The organism is Parageobacillus sp. NEAU-HV-2 (assembly GCF_059115485.1).
In genome coordinates, this window is the sequence record NZ_JBXUJJ010000017.1 from 38,892 (window position 1) to 53,491 (window position 14,600).

General features: G+C 45.2%; 14 protein-coding genes, 8 tRNA genes and 2 rRNA genes. All 24 read left to right on the top strand.

Features of this window, described 5'->3' with window-relative positions:
• Window positions 1–18: 18 nt before the first annotated feature.
• Entirely contained in the window at window positions 19–564 is a 546-nt protein-coding gene (gene hpt, locus AC1WMD_RS17670) for a hypoxanthine phosphoribosyltransferase (RefSeq protein WP_017434491.1), read from the top strand.
• Between the two features lie 95 nt (window positions 565–659).
• The gene (gene ftsH / locus AC1WMD_RS17675) at window positions 660–2,570 is read left to right on the top strand and encodes an ATP-dependent zinc metalloprotease FtsH (RefSeq protein ID WP_043906444.1); all 1,911 of its coding nucleotides are present in this window, start codon (window positions 660–662) and stop codon (window positions 2,568–2,570) included.
• Window positions 2,571–2,666: 96 nt separating this feature from the next.
• Window positions 2,667–3,443, top strand: a complete 777-nt coding sequence (locus AC1WMD_RS17680; protein ID WP_494258117.1) for a type III pantothenate kinase — start codon at window positions 2,667–2,669, stop codon at window positions 3,441–3,443.
• A 14-nt stretch (window positions 3,444–3,457) separates the two neighbouring features.
• Entirely contained in the window at window positions 3,458–4,348 is an 891-nt protein-coding gene (gene hslO, locus AC1WMD_RS17685; protein ID WP_043906446.1) for an Hsp33 family molecular chaperone HslO, read from the top strand.
• 93 nt (window positions 4,349–4,441) lie between these two features.
• Window positions 4,442–5,368: a cysteine synthase A gene (gene cysK / locus AC1WMD_RS17690; RefSeq protein ID WP_494258118.1), complete on the top strand. Its 927-nt coding sequence runs from the start codon at window positions 4,442–4,444 to the stop codon at window positions 5,366–5,368.
• 113 nt (window positions 5,369–5,481) lie between these two features.
• Window positions 5,482–6,903: an anthranilate synthase component I gene (gene trpE, locus AC1WMD_RS17695; RefSeq protein WP_494258119.1), complete on the top strand. Its 1,422-nt coding sequence runs from the start codon at window positions 5,482–5,484 to the stop codon at window positions 6,901–6,903.
• A 7-nt stretch (window positions 6,904–6,910) separates the two neighbouring features.
• A complete protein-coding gene (gene pabA, locus AC1WMD_RS17700; RefSeq protein WP_043906449.1) occupies window positions 6,911–7,489 on the top strand; it encodes an aminodeoxychorismate/anthranilate synthase component II in 579 nt (192 codons plus the stop codon).
• A gap of 4 nt (window positions 7,490–7,493) precedes the next feature.
• Window positions 7,494–8,369 (top strand): aminodeoxychorismate lyase, encoded by an 876-nt coding sequence (gene pabC / locus AC1WMD_RS17705; protein WP_494258120.1) that lies wholly within the window; start codon window positions 7,494–7,496, stop codon window positions 8,367–8,369.
• Window positions 8,369–9,223 (top strand): dihydropteroate synthase, encoded by an 855-nt coding sequence (folP, locus tag AC1WMD_RS17710; protein WP_494258121.1) that lies wholly within the window; start codon window positions 8,369–8,371, stop codon window positions 9,221–9,223. The genes pabC and folP overlap by 1 nt, the downstream gene beginning before the upstream one ends.
• Window positions 9,216–9,575 (top strand): dihydroneopterin aldolase, encoded by a 360-nt coding sequence (gene folB / locus AC1WMD_RS17715; protein WP_494258125.1) that lies wholly within the window; start codon window positions 9,216–9,218, stop codon window positions 9,573–9,575. Before folP ends, folB begins: the two co-directional genes overlap by 8 nt.
• Window positions 9,576–10,103, top strand: coding sequence for a 2-amino-4-hydroxy-6-hydroxymethyldihydropteridine diphosphokinase (folK, locus tag AC1WMD_RS17720; protein ID WP_494258122.1), 528 nt, complete (start codon window positions 9,576–9,578; stop codon window positions 10,101–10,103). It abuts the gene before it with no gap.
• A complete protein-coding gene (locus AC1WMD_RS17725; RefSeq protein ID WP_494258123.1) occupies window positions 10,055–10,276 on the top strand; it encodes a helix-turn-helix domain-containing protein in 222 nt (73 codons plus the stop codon). The genes folK and AC1WMD_RS17725 overlap by 49 nt, the downstream gene beginning before the upstream one ends.
• A gap of 16 nt (window positions 10,277–10,292) precedes the next feature.
• Window positions 10,293–11,294, top strand: coding sequence for a tRNA dihydrouridine synthase DusB (gene dusB, locus AC1WMD_RS17730; protein ID WP_494258124.1), 1,002 nt, complete (start codon window positions 10,293–10,295; stop codon window positions 11,292–11,294).
• A gap of 88 nt (window positions 11,295–11,382) precedes the next feature.
• Complete coding sequence (gene lysS / locus AC1WMD_RS17735) at window positions 11,383–12,867, top strand: lysine--tRNA ligase (protein WP_043906456.1); 1,485 nt, start codon at window positions 11,383–11,385, stop codon at window positions 12,865–12,867.
• A 335-nt stretch (window positions 12,868–13,202) separates the two neighbouring features.
• Window positions 13,203–13,319: ribosomal RNA gene (gene rrf / locus AC1WMD_RS17740) — 5S ribosomal RNA — on the top strand.
• A 9-nt stretch (window positions 13,320–13,328) separates the two neighbouring features.
• Window positions 13,329–13,404, top strand: a tRNA-Val gene (locus AC1WMD_RS17745).
• 150 nt (window positions 13,405–13,554) lie between these two features.
• Window positions 13,555–13,630 (top strand) — tRNA-Lys (locus tag AC1WMD_RS17750).
• Window positions 13,631–13,634: 4 nt separating this feature from the next.
• Window positions 13,635–13,719, top strand: a tRNA-Leu gene (locus AC1WMD_RS17755).
• Between the two features lie 15 nt (window positions 13,720–13,734).
• A tRNA-Gly gene (locus AC1WMD_RS17760) sits at window positions 13,735–13,809 on the top strand.
• A 6-nt stretch (window positions 13,810–13,815) separates the two neighbouring features.
• Window positions 13,816–13,901: transfer RNA gene (locus AC1WMD_RS17765), tRNA-Leu, on the top strand.
• Window positions 13,902–13,904: 3 nt separating this feature from the next.
• Window positions 13,905–13,981, top strand: a tRNA-Arg gene (locus AC1WMD_RS17770).
• A gap of 3 nt (window positions 13,982–13,984) precedes the next feature.
• A tRNA-Pro gene (locus AC1WMD_RS17775) sits at window positions 13,985–14,058 on the top strand.
• A gap of 13 nt (window positions 14,059–14,071) precedes the next feature.
• A tRNA-Ala gene (locus AC1WMD_RS17780) sits at window positions 14,072–14,144 on the top strand.
• Window positions 14,145–14,379: 235 nt separating this feature from the next.
• Window positions 14,380–14,600, top strand: a 16S ribosomal RNA gene (locus AC1WMD_RS17785); the annotation flags it as partial.

Here is a 14,600-nt window from a genome sequence, read left to right on the forward strand (position 1 = left end):
GCTAGGAGGAAAAGAAACATGGGGATGAAAGACGATATTCAAAAAATACTGATTACCGAAGAGCAAATTCAAGAAAAAGTAAAGGAATTGGGCAAGATTTTGACGGAAGAGTATGATGGCCGGTTTCCGTTAGCGGTCGGCGTACTAAAAGGGGCGATGCCGTTTATGGCCGATTTGCTAAAGCATATTGATACATATTTAGAAATGGATTTTATGGATGTGTCTAGTTACGGGAATGCGACTGTATCGTCCGGTGAAGTGAAAATTTTAAAAGATTTAAATACATCGGTGGAAGGAAGGGACATTTTAATTATCGAGGATATTATTGACAGCGGCTTGACGTTAAGTTATTTAGTCGACCTGTTCCGTTACCGCAAGGCAAACTCGATTAAAATTGTGACGCTGCTAGACAAACCTTCGGGACGTAAAGCGGACATTCAAGCGGATTATGCTGGGTTTATTGTTCCTGATGAATTTGTTGTCGGCTATGGTTTAGATTATTGCGAAAAATACCGCAATCTTCCTTTTATCGGGGTGTTAAAGCCGGAAGTATATAATAAATAAAATTGCTTTTTCGGCTGCTAGTGAATCGTTTGTATTTATGCAAATTTCTATGATAGTATTGAGTATAGTGTGTTTGATATGGGAGGAGGCAAGAAATGAATCGGATTTTCCGAAATACAATATTTTATTTATTGATCTTTCTCGTTGTCATCGGCGTCGTTAGCTTCTTTAACGGAAGCAACCAGCGGACAGAACCGATGACATACGATGCGTTTATTACCCATTTGGAAAATGGCGATGTGAAATCATTTTCCATGAAACCGGAGCGCGGCGTATACGAAATTAAGGGGCAGCTTAAGACATACAATGAAGATCAATACTTTTCTACTTATGTCATGAACAGCGATACGGTGTTAAACCGTATTGATGCGGCGGCGAAGCGGACGCGAGTGGAAGTCATGCCGGCGGATGAAACGAGTGGATGGGTCACCTTCTTCACTTCGATCATCCCATTTGTCATCATTTTTATCTTGTTTTTCTTCTTGCTGAATCAAGCGCAAGGCGGCGGCAGCCGGGTGATGAATTTCGGCAAAAGCCGGGCAAAGCTATATACGGACGATAAAAGGAAAGTTCGTTTCCGTGATGTCGCTGGTGCGGACGAAGAAAAACAAGAGCTCGTGGAAATTGTTGAATTTTTAAAAGATCCACGCAAGTTCGTCGAGCTTGGCGCCCGTATTCCAAAAGGGGTGTTGCTCGTAGGTCCTCCGGGAACGGGGAAAACGTTGCTTGCGCGAGCGGTTGCCGGAGAAGCAGGCGTGCCGTTTTTCTCCATCAGCGGCTCGGATTTCGTGGAAATGTTCGTTGGTGTCGGTGCATCGCGTGTGCGCGATTTGTTTGAAACGGCGAAGAAAAACGCCCCATGCATCATTTTCATTGATGAAATTGATGCGGTCGGTCGTCAGCGCGGTGCAGGACTTGGCGGTGGACACGACGAGCGCGAACAAACGCTCAACCAATTGCTTGTTGAGATGGATGGTTTCAGCGGCAATGAAGGAATTATCATTATCGCGGCAACCAACCGTCCAGACATTTTAGACCCAGCATTGTTGCGCCCTGGACGCTTTGACCGGCAAATTACGGTAGACCGTCCAGACGTCAAAGGCCGTGAAGCGGTATTGCGTGTACATGCTCGCAATAAGCCGCTCGATGAATCAGTCGACCTAAAAACGATTGCGATGCGTACGCCAGGTTTTTCCGGCGCGGATTTGGAAAACTTATTGAACGAGGCGGCCCTGGTGGCAGCACGGCGGAACAAAAAGAAAATTGATATGAGCGATATTGATGAAGCGACGGACCGCGTCATTGCCGGACCGGCAAAGAAAAGCCGCGTCATTTCCGAAAAAGAGCGCCGCATTGTCGCGTTCCACGAAGCAGGGCATACCGTCATTGGCATGGTGCTGGCTGATGCGGAAATGGTGCATAAAGTAACGATCGTACCCCGCGGTCAGGCGGGCGGTTACGCGGTGATGCTTCCAAAAGAAGACCGCTATTTTATGACAAAACAAGAGCTAATGGATAAAATCACTGGCTTGTTAGGCGGACGGGTAGCAGAAGAAATCGTGTTTAATGAAGTCAGCACAGGCGCGCATAACGATTTTCAGCGTGCAACCAATATTGCCCGCCGCATGGTGACGGAATTCGGAATGAGCGAAAAACTCGGTCCGATGCAGTTTGGCCAGCCGAGCGGGCAAGTATTTTTAGGCCGCGATTTGCATAATGAGCAGAATTATAGCGATAAAATTGCTTATGAAATTGATTTAGAAATTCAACGCATTATGAAAGAATGTTATGAAAAGGCAAAAAGTATTTTAACGCAATATCGCGATAAATTGGATTTAATCGCTACAACATTGTTAGAAGTAGAAACGTTGGATGCCGAACAAATTAAACATTTGTTTGAGCACGGTACATTGCCAAACCGCGATAAAGGCGATGCCAGCAACAATCAAGAAGACCAAAGCGGCAACAACGACATCAAAATTAATATTCAAAAGAAAGAGGAGTAAAGGTGTCTCTTTTACAGGGACATCTTTTTTTATCCGGGAAAAGCAATGTATGATATGATGTAAGAAGTAATATTTGTGAAAAGTGGGGATGAGGCAATGATTTTTGTATTAGATGTTGGCAATACGAATACTGTGTTAGGGGTATATGACGGGGATGAATTAAAACATCATTGGCGCATTGAAACAAGCCGCAGCAAAACGGAAGATGAATACGGCATGACGATCAAGGCGCTATTGAACCACGTCGGGCTTCAGTTTTCCGATATTGATGGCATTATTATTTCTTCCGTCGTTCCGCCAATTATGTTTGCGCTTGAGCGCATGTGTTTAAAATACTTCCATATTAAGCCGATTATTGTCGGGCCAGGGATTAAAACAGGGTTAAATATTAAATACGACAATCCAAGGGAAGTAGGCGCCGACCGGATTGTCAATGCGGTTGCCGGCATTCATTTGTACGGCAGCCCGCTCATTATTGTCGATTTCGGTACGGCGACGACGTATTGTTATATTAACGAACATAAACAATATATGGGGGGCGCGATTGCTCCAGGGATTATGATTTCGACAGAGGCACTGTTTGCGCGGGCGGCGAAATTGCCGCGCATCGAAATCGCCCGCCCTGACGATATTATTGGGAAAAATACGGTTAGTGCGATGCAGGCGGGAATTTTGTATGGCTATGTAGGGCAAGTAGAAGGCATTGTGTCGCGAATGAAGGCAAAAAGCCCTATTCCGCCAAAAGTGATTGCGACAGGAGGATTAGCGTCCTTAATTGCCAGCGAATCAGATGTCATTGATATTGTGGATCCGTTTTTGACGTTAACAGGATTAAAAATTTTGTATGAGAAAAACGTCGATAAAAAACAATGAAAGGTTGAGTTGGTATGGGAGATTATTTAGTGAAAGCGTTGGCTTATGACGGGCAAGTAAGAGCGTACGCGGCCCGCACGACCGAAACGGTTAGCGAAGCGCAACGCCGCCACCAAACGTGGCCGACTGCCTCCGCAGCGCTTGGCCGGGCTATTACCGCGGGAGTCATGATGGGAGCCATGTTAAAAGGGGATGATAAATTAACGATTAAAATTGACGGCGGCGGTCCGATCGGCACCATTCTTGTCGACAGCAATGCGAAAGGAGAAGTACGCGGGTATGTCACCAATCCACATGTGCACTTTGAGTTAAACGAACATGGGAAATTAGACGTGGCGAGAGCCGTAGGAAAAAACGGGATGTTAACGGTCGTGAAAGACCTAGGGTTGCGTGATTTCTTTACTGGACAAGTACCGATTATTTCCGGGGAACTCGGTGAGGATTTTACGTACTATTTTGCTTCTTCGGAACAAGTTCCGTCTTCTGTCGGGGTCGGTGTACTTGTGAATCCAGACAACACGATATTGGCGGCAGGAGGCTTTATTATCCAGCTGATGCCGGGAACGGAAGAGAAGACGATTGAACAAATCGAACAGCGTTTACAAACGATTCCTCCAGTTTCGAAAATGGTTGAAAGCGGGCTAACACCGGAAGAAATTTTAGAAAAGCTGCTTGGAAAAGGAAATGTCAAAGTGCTTGAAACACTTCCTGTTGCATTTGTATGTCGCTGCTCGCGGGAACGAATTGCTGATGCGATTATTAGTTTAGGTCCACAAGAAATTCAGGACATTATGGAAAAAGAAGGGTATGCGGAGGCATCTTGCCATTTTTGTAATGAAACATATCATTTCACAAAAGAAGAGCTCGAACAATTAAAACAACTTGCAGAAGCAAAGGGAGAATAAAAAATTCAAAAATTAAAATGATTGACAATTCAATCGATAACTGATACATTTTAAACAAATTCTATAAAATTAATCGGGATTAGGGGTGGAAAGATGGCAAGAACAGTAAACTCCATTACAGAACTTATTGGCGACACGCCTGCGGTGAAATTAAACCGTATTGTTGATGAAGACAGTGCCGATGTTTATTTAAAACTGGAGTTTATGAACCCTGGCAGCAGCGTCAAAGACCGTATTGCTTTAGCGATGATCGAGGCGGCAGAAAAAGCAGGAAAACTAAAACCTGGTGACACGATTGTCGAGCCGACAAGCGGAAATACAGGAATTGGCTTGGCTATGGTTGCTGCCGCTAAAGGCTATAAAGCGGTTTTAGTCATGCCAGACACGATGAGTTTAGAACGTCGTAATTTGTTGCGCGCATATGGCGCCGAATTAGTGCTAACGCCGGGAAGCCTAGGAATGCGCGGTGCCATTGAAAAGGCAGAAGAATTAGTTAGAGAGCATGGCTATTTTATGCCGCAACAGTTTAAAAACGAGGCTAACCCAGAAATCCACCGTCTAACGACAGGGAAAGAAATTGTTGAACAAATGGGCGACCAATTAGATGCATTCATTGCCGGCGTTGGTACGGGCGGAACGATTACCGGAGCAGGACAAGTTCTTCGTGAAAAATATCCAAACATTAAAATTTACGCCGTAGAGCCTGCGGATTCACCGGTATTATCGGGCGGAAAACCAGGCCCACACAAAATTCAAGGAATCGGCGCCGGATTTGTGCCAGACATTTTAGATACAAACATTTACGATGGAGTCATTACGGTGACAACGGAGGAAGCGTTTGCCGCTGCTCGCCGCGCTGCCCGCGAAGAAGGAATTCTTGGCGGAATTTCTTCTGGCGCTGCCATTCATGCTGCGTTGAAAGTCGCGAAACAACTTGGAAAAGGAAAGAAAGTATTGGCGATTATCCCAAGCAATGGCGAACGCTATTTAAGCACACCGCTTTACCAATTCGAAGAGTAAATCGTCTTCGGCAGGGGAAAGAAACCCTGTCGAACTTTTTTTATAATGATATGTTTGCCGACTCGTTGTACAATAGGAATATATAGCGGTGGAAGGCAAGGAGTGATGTTGCTATGGAGCAAAAACGAAAAAGGAAGAGGCGGACGGTTTCTTATGTATACCGAGACTGGTTTTCGCAATATAAGATGCTTGCACATGAACAGCCGTATCACGTTTTATTAGAAAGCGGCCAAGGCGGACGGTATAGCATCATCGGATTCGCCCCCAATGGCATCATTCGCGCGACGGAAAATCAGCTCCAAATTGTTTATCATGGGGAAGAAAAACGGTATGAAGGCAACCCGCTATTATTGTTGAAGCAGTGGTTTGCCGGTGTCTCTCTTTCCGCCGCTGATGACGACATTCCTTTTCAGGGTGGATTGATCGGTTATATCAGCTATGATGGTATGCGGTATATTGAAAAAATCCCGTCTTATGCCAAAGACGACTTGCAGCTTCCGTATATGTATTTTTTCATTTTTGACGATGTATTTGTATATGACCATCAAAATCAGCTGCTGCATATGATTGTTCATTATAGGGATGGAGAAGAATTAGAAGCAGAGCGGCGCCTTTCCTTTTATGAAAGGTGTTGGCTGCAGGAAAAGAAAGAAGACGTTCATTGGTCATTTCAAGCTAAAAAAGCCGATCCTTCGGTTTCGATGACAAAAGAGGAGTTTGTGCAAGCCGTTCGCCGGGTGCAGCAATATATCGCCCAAGGCGACGTCTTTCAAGTCAATTTATCGGTGCGCCAATCAGAGCCGCTGTTGGTACATCCGTTTCATATTTACGAGCAGCTTCGCGGCATCAATCCATCTCCGTATATGGCGTATATTCATTTTCCAGAGTTTCAAATCGTTAGCGGTTCGCCTGAATTGCTCATCAAAAAACGGGGAAATGACATTAGCACAAGACCGATTGCCGGAACGCGTTCACGCGGGAAAATAAAAGAAGAAGACGAGCGGATCGCGCAAAAGTTGCTGGCCAACGAAAAGGAAATCGCCGAACACGCCATGCTCGTCGATTTAGAGCGCAATGATTTGGGGCGCGTATGTCAATACGGCACGGTGAAAGTGGATGAGTGGATGACGATTGAACGATACTCCCATGTGATGCATATCGTTTCACATGTATCTGGAAAACTGCGACAAGGCAAAGATGCATTTGATGTGATCCAAGCCGTGTTTCCTGGCGGCACCATTACTGGTGCACCAAAAGTGCGAACGATGGAAATTATCGAAGAACTCGAGCCGGTACGGCGGGGATTGTATACCGGTTCGATCGGATGGATCGGATTTAATGGAGATATGGAATTCAACATTGCGATTCGCACGATGATCGCGAAAGATGGCATAGCCCATGTGCAGGCAGGAGCTGGAATTGTCATTGACTCGCATCCGGAACATGAATATGAGGAATGTTTGAAAAAGGCGGCAGCCCTTTGGAAAGCGAAAGAGCTGAGCGAAGCAGAGAAACTATATAAGAGCATGAGGTGAGATAGAAATGATTATCATGATTGATAATTATGATTCCTTTACATATAACTTAGTGCAATATTTAGGTGTGCTAGGCGAAGAGTTGATCGTGAAACGAAATGACGAAGTGACCATTAAAGAAATAGAGAGGCTAAATCCAGATTTTATCATGATTTCGCCTGGGCCTTGCACGCCAAATGAAGCTGGCATCAGCCTCGAAGCGATTGCATATTTCGCTGGGAAAATTCCGATTTTTGGCGTCTGTCTTGGCCATCAAGCGATCGCGCAAGCATTTGGCGGAAAAATTGTTCGCGCCGACCGTTTAATGCACGGCAAGACATCGCAAGTATTTCACGATGGAAAAACGATTTTTAGCGGCATTCCTAGTCCGTTTACCGCTACTCGCTACCATTCCCTTATTGTTGAAAAAGAAACGTTGCCGGATTGTTTCGAGATTTCCGCTTGGACAGAGGAAAACGAAATCATGGCGATTCGTCACAAGACGTTGCCGGTGGAAGGAGTACAGTTTCACCCAGAGTCGATTATGACCAGTCACGGAATGCAGTTGTTGAAAAACTTTATAGAAATATATAAAAGGGTTCGATAGTGGTATGTACGTATATATCAACGGAAATGTCGTCCATAAAGATGAAGCGCGCATTTCTCCTTTTGACCACGGCTTTTTATACGGGCTTGGCGTATTTGAAACGTTTCGCACCTATGATGGTCATCCGTTTTTGCTCGATGACCATTTGGAGCGGTTAAACGGCAGTTTACGGGAGATGAATATTGTCAAAGTTTTTACTCGCGATGAAGTGAAAGAAATACTTTACCGATTATTAGAAGTGAACGGGTTAAGAGACGCCTATGTTCGTTTGAATGTTTCTGCAGGCATTGGCGATATTGGCTTGCAAACGGCTGCTTACGGCGCGCCGACGATTATTATGTATATGAAACCATTGTCTGCGCCATCCTTTACAAAAGGAAAAGTAGGAATTATTTTAAAAGCGAAGCGAAATACCCCGGAGGGAGCCGAACGGTTAAAATCGCATCATTATCTCAACAATATTATAGGGAAACGGGAAATTGGCAGCCGCACGGATGCGGAAGGAATTTTTCTGAATGAACATGGATATGTCGCCGAGGGAATCGTTTCAAACATTTTTTGGGTGAAAAACAAAACGGTATATACACCAGCAATTCGTACAGGAATTTTAAATGGTGTCACAAGACAGTTTGTGCTTGCGATGTTGAGGGCGCTAAACATCGTTTATGAGGAAGGGTTTTATCCACTAACGCATCTAGAGCAAGCTGATGAAATCTTTGTGACGAATTCGGTTCAGGAAATCGTTCCGATTTATCAAATCGAGGACCGCACCTATCCAGGCGCCGATGGGGCCATTACATCATTATTGCGGAAACATTATAGACGCTTTGCGCCCTTTTTATGGACAAGACATGAATTGGCAGAAAGGATTGGGGACTAATGAGCATAGCAAATGCAGCTTCTCTTGTACTACGTTGCGGGGATTATGAGTTAGATTTACGTAAAAAAACGATGATCATGGGAATCGTCAACGTCACACCTGATTCTTTTTCTGACGGCGGACGGTTTTATGATGTCGACCGCGCTGTCGAGCACGCCAAACGGCTGGTGGCAGACGGAGCCGATATCATTGATATCGGCGGTGAGTCGACTCGTCCGGGAGCGGAAAAAGTATCGTTAGAAGAAGAATTGCGCCGCGTCATTCCAGTCGTAAAGGCCGTCGCAAAAGAGGTGAAGGTTCCGATTTCCATTGATACGTATAAAGCGGAAGTCGCCAAACAGGCTATTGAAGCGGGGGCTCATATCATTAACGATGTATGGGGAGCCAAAGCGGATGCAAAAATGGCGGAAGTCGCCGCTTCCTATGATGTTCCGATTATTTTAATGCACAACCGCCATCATTTAGAGTATCAAGACTTAATTTCCGATATGATCGCAGATTTGATGGAAAGCGTTGCGATCGTAAAACGTGCGGGTGTGAAGGACGAAAACATTATTTTAGATCCAGGTATCGGATTTGCGAAAACATTTGAGCATAACCTAGAAATCATGCGCCGTTTAGACGAATTTACCCAGCTCGGATACCCGCTGCTGCTTGGAACGTCCCGCAAGCGGTTTATCGGACATGTGTTGGACTTGCCAGTTGATGAGCGGGTCGAAGGAACAGGGGCAACGGTATGCCTCGGTATTGTGAAGGGTGCACATATCGTGCGCGTGCATGATGTATTGCCGATTGCGCGAATGGCGAAGATGATGGATGCGATGTTAGGAAAAGGAGTGGAGGGCGATCGATAAAATTTATCTTCAGCGTATGGAGTTTTATGGGTATCACGGTGTTCTTCCAGAAGAAAATGTGCTTGGGCAACGTTTTCTTGTCGATGTTACCTTGGAAACGAATTTACAGAAAGCTGGAAAGAGCGATCGGTTAGAAGATACGATTAATTATGCGGAAGTGTACAATATTTGCCGCCACATTGTTGAGAAAAGGAAATTCGCACTGATTGAAGCAGTAGCAGAGACGATCGCCGAGCAAATTTTGTCTTCTTTCCCAACGGTTATTCGCTGTACTGTGAAAGTCACCAAACCAAATCCGCCTATTCCAGGCCATTATGAATCCGTAGCGGTAGAAATCGTAAGGGGTCGTTAGATGGAAAATTATGCGTATATTGCGTTAGGGTCTAACATCGAGAACCGCCTATATTATTTGCGAGAAGCGGTCAAAGCATTGGACAATCATGAACAAATTTCTGTCATTGCTGCCTCGTCTATTTACGAGACAGAGCCAGTCGGTTACATCAATCAAGATAAATTTTTAAATATGGTTATCAAAATTATTACTGCCCTTTCTCCTTTTGCATTGCTTGAGGTGACGCAAAAAATCGAACAAAAATTTGGCAGAAAGAGGGAAATACGCTGGGGACCACGAACGTTAGACCTTGACATTTTACTTTATAATCACGAAAATATTGAAACAGAGCAGCTTATCATTCCACACCCGCGCATGACGGAACGGGCGTTTGTGATGATTCCATTATTAGAAGTAAATCATGATATTCATATCCCAAATGTTTCCCAATACCTGAAAGACCTCATAGATCGACTACCTGACAAAGAAGGAGTTCGTGTATGGAAGCAGAAAAATGGGGAAGACGTATTCGCGCTTTTCGAAAGCTAAAAGGATATACACAAGAAAGGTTAGCAAAAGAACTGGGGATTTCCGTATCGATACTGGGGGAAGTGGAACGAGGAAATCGCTTTCCGTCGGAGCAATTAATTCAACAAATTGCCGAACGGTTAAATATATCTGTAAAGGAGCTTACTCCGCCGCAGTTAGAGTCGGAAGAATAGGAAAGGAGGTAAAAAAATGTTTAAAATCGGCGATGTAGAAATTAAAAACCGCGTCGTTCTTGCTCCAATGGCCGGAGTGTGCAATTCCGCATTCCGCCTCACGGTGAAAGAATTCGGGGCAGGGCTTGTTTGTGCGGAAATGGTAAGCGATAAAGGAATTGTCTACAATAATGAAAAGACGTTAGAAATGTTATATATTGACGAGCGGGAAAAGCCGTTAAGCCTGCAAATTTTTGGCGGGGAAAAAGAAACGCTTGTCAAAGCGGCCAAATTTGTCGACAAAAACACGAATGCCGATATCATTGACATTAATATGGGATGCCCTGTTCCGAAGGTCACAAAATGTGATGCGGGAGCGAGATGGCTTTTAGATCCAAATAAAATTTATGATGTGGTTGCCGCTATTGTAGACGCGGTGGAAAAGCCAGTAACCGTAAAAATGCGGATCGGCTGGGATGAAAATCATATTTATGCGGTAGAGAATGCCCAAGCCGTCGAACGGGCCGGCGGTAAAGCAGTCGCAGTCCATGGACGAACAAGAGTGCAGATGTACGAAGGAAAAGCAGACTGGAATATCATTAAACAAGTAAAAGAAGCTGTCAACATCCCTGTGATCGGAAACGGTGACGTAAAAACCCCGCAAGATGCCAAGCGGATGTTGGAGGAAACAGGGGTTGACGGAGTAATGATTGGACGCGCGGCTCTTGGGAATCCATGGGTCATCTACCGTACGGTTCGCTATCTAGAAACAGGGGAACTCATTCCAGAACCAACGGCAAGAGAAAAGATTGACGTATGCCTTTTGCATTTAGACCGTTTAATTGCGTTAAAAGGGGAACATATTGCCGTCAAGGAAATGCGCAAACATGCGGCATGGTATTTAAAAGGAGTGCGCGGAGCGGCAAAAATTCGCAACGCGATTAACGAATGCGAAACCCGCGAACAACTTGCAACGCTATTGCTTCATTTTGCCGAAGAAGTGGAAAACAGATCGGAAACAGATGCACAGGCTGTATAAGAAACGAATGAAATGATCGCAGTGACGACTGCCAGCCTTCGCTGGCAGTATTTTTCATAAAAAACTTGTTAAATGGAGTGAATGATGTATGAGTCACGAAGAATTAAACGATCAATTACTCGTCCGTAGAGAAAAACTGAAAAAACTGCAGGAAATGGGAGTAGATCCGTTCGGAAAACGGTTTGAACGCACACATAAAGCGCAAGAGTTGTTTGATTTATATGGCGATTTATCGAAAGAAGAGCTAGAAGAGCAGCAAATACAAGTGGCTGTCGCGGGACGGATTATGACAAAACGCGGCAAAGGGAAAGCAGGGTTTGCCCATATCCAAGATGTGACCGGGCAAATTCAAATTTACGTTCGCCAAGATGATGTCGGCGAAGACCAATACGAACTTTTTAAAATTTCCGATTTAGGCGATATTATCGGCGTTCGTGGAACAGTATTTAAAACAAAAGTAGGGGAGCTTTCGATTAAAGTATCGTCTTATGAATTTTTAACGAAATCGCTGCGCCCGCTTCCAGAAAAATATCATGGCTTAAAAGATATTGAACAGCGCTATCGTCAGCGGTATTTAGACTTAATTATGAACCCAGAAAGCAAAAATACATTTATTACCCGCAGTTTAATTATTCAATCAATGCGGCGCTACTTGGATAACCATGGTTATTTGGAAGTAGAAACGCCGATGATGCATGCTATTGCTGGGGGAGCGGCAGCGCGTCCGTTTATCACCCATCACAATGCACTAGATATGCCATTGTATATGCGAATTGCGATTGAGCTCCATTTGAAACGTTTAATTGTCGGCGGATTGGAAAAAGTGTATGAAATTGGACGCGTGTTCCGCAATGAAGGCATTTCGACACGGCATAATCCAGAGTTTACAATGCTTGAACTATACGAAGCATATGCCGACTTCCGTGACATTATGAAATTAACGGAAAATCTAATCGCCCATATCGCCCAGGAAGTGTTAGGCACGACCAAAATTCAATATGGCGAGCATATAGTAGATTTAACGCCAGAATGGAAACGGCTCCACATGGTCGATGCGATTAAAGAATACGTAGGGGTTGACTTTTGGAAGCAAATGAGCGATGAAGAAGCTCGGGAGCTAGCGAAAGAACATGGTGTAGAAATAGCGCCGCATATGACATTTGGGCATATTGTTAATGAATTTTTCGAGCAAAAGGTAGAGGACAAGCTTATTCAGCCAACATTCATTTACGGCCACCCGGTAGAAATTTCGCCGTTAGCGAAGAAAAATCCAGATGACCCGCGCTTTACCGATCGTTTTGAACTGTTTATCGTCGGCCGTGAACATGCAAATGCCTTTACCGAATTGAACGATCCAATCGATCAGCGCGAACGCTTTGAAGCGCAATTAAAAGAGCGTGAACAAGGAAATGACGAAGCGCACGAGATGGATGAAGACTTCCTCGAAGCTCTTGAATACGGAATGCCGCCAACAGGCGGTTTAGGCATTGGTGTGGATCGTCTCGTGATGTTGTTAACCAATTCTCCGTCTATCCGCGATGTATTGTTATTCCCACAAATGCGCCATAAATAGGATGTTCCTTTCCCCTATGGGCGTTTAGCTCATAGGGGAAATATTTTAAGAAATAGTTGACTTTCAAATATAAATTATATAAAATGATAAACGCTGCTTTTGGAAAAATAAAAGGTTGACAATAAGATTTTTAGATGATATATTATTAAAGTCGCTTTGAAAAGCGAATGACCGTGAATCAAAGGCGAATTCCATACATAAAAACACCTGCAATAAAGTGAGAGAAATTTTGCTTTCGCAAACAGTGAGAGGCGAATTTTAACGAAATTTGACGAAATAAAATAGTTCTTGACAATGCTATCAGTTGAACTATAATAAAATTTGTCTATCACTTGCCTAGTGACAATGGCGGAGAGGAAACACCCGTTCCCATCCCGAACACGGAAGTTAAGCTCTCCAGCGCCGATGGTAGTTGGGGCCAGCGCCCCTGCAAGAGTAGGTCGTCGCTAGGCAGGTATTGTGGAGGATTAGCTCAGCTGGGAGAGCACTTGCCTTACAAGCAAGGGGTCGGCGGTTCGATCCCGTCATCCTCCACCATTTTCAATAAAAAACTACTATCTCGGTGGGAAGCGACGAGCCTAAGCTTCTATGAATTCGCTACGAGTTGTCCCGACGCATCCAGCATCATTGAATAAGCTAGAAGAGGAAGGGACAACGAAAACAACGAGTGTCTTGATTTATCATAATGAGCCATTAGCTCAGTAGGTAGAGCATCTGACTTTTAATCAGAGGGTCGGAGGTTCGAGTCCTCCATGGCTCACCATCTTGCGGGTGTGGCGGAATTGGCAGACGCGCTAGATTCAGGGTCTAGTGCCCTTTACGGGCGTGGGGGTTCGAGTCCCTTCACCCGCATTCATTCTTGATAATGCGGAAGTAGTTCAGTGGTAGAACACCACCTTGCCAAGGTGGGGGTCGCGGGTTCGAGTCCCGTCTTCCGCTCCATCATTCGCCGGGGTGGCGGAATTGGCAGACGCACAGGACTTAAAATCCTGGGGTAGGTAACTACCGTGCCGGTTCGAGTCCGGCCCTCGGCACGTGCGCTCGTAGCTCAATTGGATAGAGCATCTGACTACGGATCAGAAGGTTAGGGGTTCGAATCCTCTCGAGCGCGCCATAGCGGGAAGTAGCTCAGCTTGGTAGAGCACATGGTTTGGGACCATGGGGTCGCAGGTTCGAATCCTGTCTTCCCGATTTTAGTCAATATGGGGCCTTAGCTCAGCTGGGAGAGCGCCTGCTTTGCACGCAGGAGGTCATCGGTTCGATCCCGATAGGCTCCACATTCTAGGTAAGTTCCTTGAAAACTGAACAAAACGAAGCGTCCACATAGAAAAGCGAAGGCGAGCGTCTAACGCCGGAAGGAAAATGTTCTTCCGACGAGACATGCTTGCATGTCGACGGAGGAAGGTTATTTTCCGCAAGGCGTTGCGAGCCGGAGCTGGACAATAAGAAAAGCGAAGGCGACAAGACACCATGTGGTGTCGGTGCTGAAGCTGAAAAGAAGCCAATCAACTTTCTATGGAGAGTTTGATCCTGGCTCAGGACGAACGCTGGCGGCGTGCCTAATACATGCAAGTCGAGCGGACCGAATGAGAGCTTGCTCTTGTTTGGTTAGCGGCGGACGGGTGAGTAACACGTGGGCAACCTACCCGTAAGACCGGGATAACTCCGGGAAACCGGAGCTAATACCGGATAACACCGAAGACCGCATGGTCTTTGGTTGAAAGGCGGCTTTG